Origin of the sequence: Longimicrobium sp. (genome assembly GCA_036389135.1) — a bacterium.
Classification (GTDB): domain Bacteria; phylum Gemmatimonadota; class Gemmatimonadetes; order Longimicrobiales; family Longimicrobiaceae; genus Longimicrobium.
In genome coordinates this window covers 1-1,526 of the sequence record DASVQP010000069.1, presented here as the reverse complement: position 1 = coordinate 1,526, position 1,526 = coordinate 1, and the positions used below count along the sequence as shown (strand labels likewise).

Sequence of the window (1,526 nt, the reverse complement as noted above, 5' to 3'; positions counted from 1 at the left end):
GGAAAGTCCGCGGGGGCGCCGCTCCACTCCTCCACCAGGCGCCGCTCCGCGTCGTCCAGCAGCGGGAGCCGCGAGAGGGGGAGGTCCGGCTGGGCCGCCACCTCTTCCAGGAGCCGCGTGTAGTGCGCCAGCATCCGCCGGGCGGTGGCCGCGTCAAATAGATCCGCGGCGTACTGCAGAGACGTGGAAAGCGACGCCCCCTCGTCCCTCACCGCCAGCGACAGGTCGAACTTGCTGGTGCCGGACTCGATCTCCATCCACTCGGCCGTGACCCCGCCCCACGGCCGGGCCGCCTCCGCGGGATCCTGCTGGATGAACACGGCCTGGAAGAGGGGGGCGGAGCTCCCCCGGCGCTCGGGGGCCACGGCCTCCACCACGCGCTCGAAGGGGATCTCGGCGTGGGCCAGTGCGTCCAGCGTGCTCTCGCGCACGCGGCGCACGAGGGCGCGGAAGGTGGGGTCGCCCCCCAGGCCGGCGCGCAGGGGGAGCATGTTCACGAAGAAGCCCACCGTCCCTTCCACCTCCGGCCGCCCCCGCCCCGCCTCGGGCGAGCCCACCACCACGTCGTCCTGCCCCGAGTACCGGGCCAGGAGGAGCTGGAAGGCGGCCAGGAGTACGGTGTAGGGGGTGCACCCCTCCTGCCGCGCCAGCGCCCTGAGGGCGGCGGCGCACCCGCCCGGCACCTCCGCGCGCTCGTTGGCGCCCCGCTGGCCGGAGGCGGCGGAGCGCGGACGGTCCGCCGGCAGCTCCAGCAGCGCGGGCGCGCCGGCCAGCCGCTTCGTCCAGTAGGCGAGCCCCCGCTCCAGGCGGTCGCCGGCGAGGTGCTCCCGCTGCCAGGCGGCGTAGTCCGCGTACTGGATGGGGGGCTCCGCGAGCGGCGCGGCGAGGCCGGACTCTTCGGCGGCGTACAGCGTACCCAGCTCGCGCAGCAGCACCCCGATGCTCCACCCGTCGCCCGCGATGTGGTGCATGCACAGGAGGAAGACGTGCTCCTCGTCGCTCAGCCGCAGCAGCAGCGCGCGGAAGACGGGGCCGCGCTCCAGGTCGAAGGGGCGCGCCGCCTCGGCGTGCAGCCGCTCCCGCACGTCGCCCTCCACCCGCTCCAGCGGGAGGGGGACGGAGGCCGCGGGGTGGATCACCTGCACCGGCCCGTCTCCGTCGCTGGCGAAGGTGGTGCGCAGCGCCTCGTGCCGCCGCGCCAGCCCGGTGAGCGCGCGCTGGAGCGCGCCCGCGTCCAGCCGCCCGCGCAGACGCACGACGAGGGGAATGTTGTAGGCGCTCCCGCCCAGCCCCATCTGCTCCACGAACCAGAGCCGCTCCTGCGCGAACGAGAGGGGGAGCGATCCGTCGCGCTCCACCCGCGCGATCGGCTCCTCTTCCTCCTGGCCGCTCCGGGTGAGCCCGCGCGCGACCTCGGCCAGCGTGGCCCCCTCGAACAGCGTGCGCAGCGGCAGCTCGCGCCCCATCCCCGCCCGCACGCGCGCCACCACCCGCGTGGCCAGCAGCGAGTGGCCGCCCAGGTCGAA

Annotated in this window: 1 protein-coding gene; it reads right to left on the bottom strand. The window is 75.8% G+C overall.

The features are described 5' to 3' along the window. The coding region (locus tag VF584_16515; GenBank protein HEX8211780.1) for a condensation domain-containing protein at positions 1-1,526 on the bottom strand (1,526 nt) is incomplete at both ends.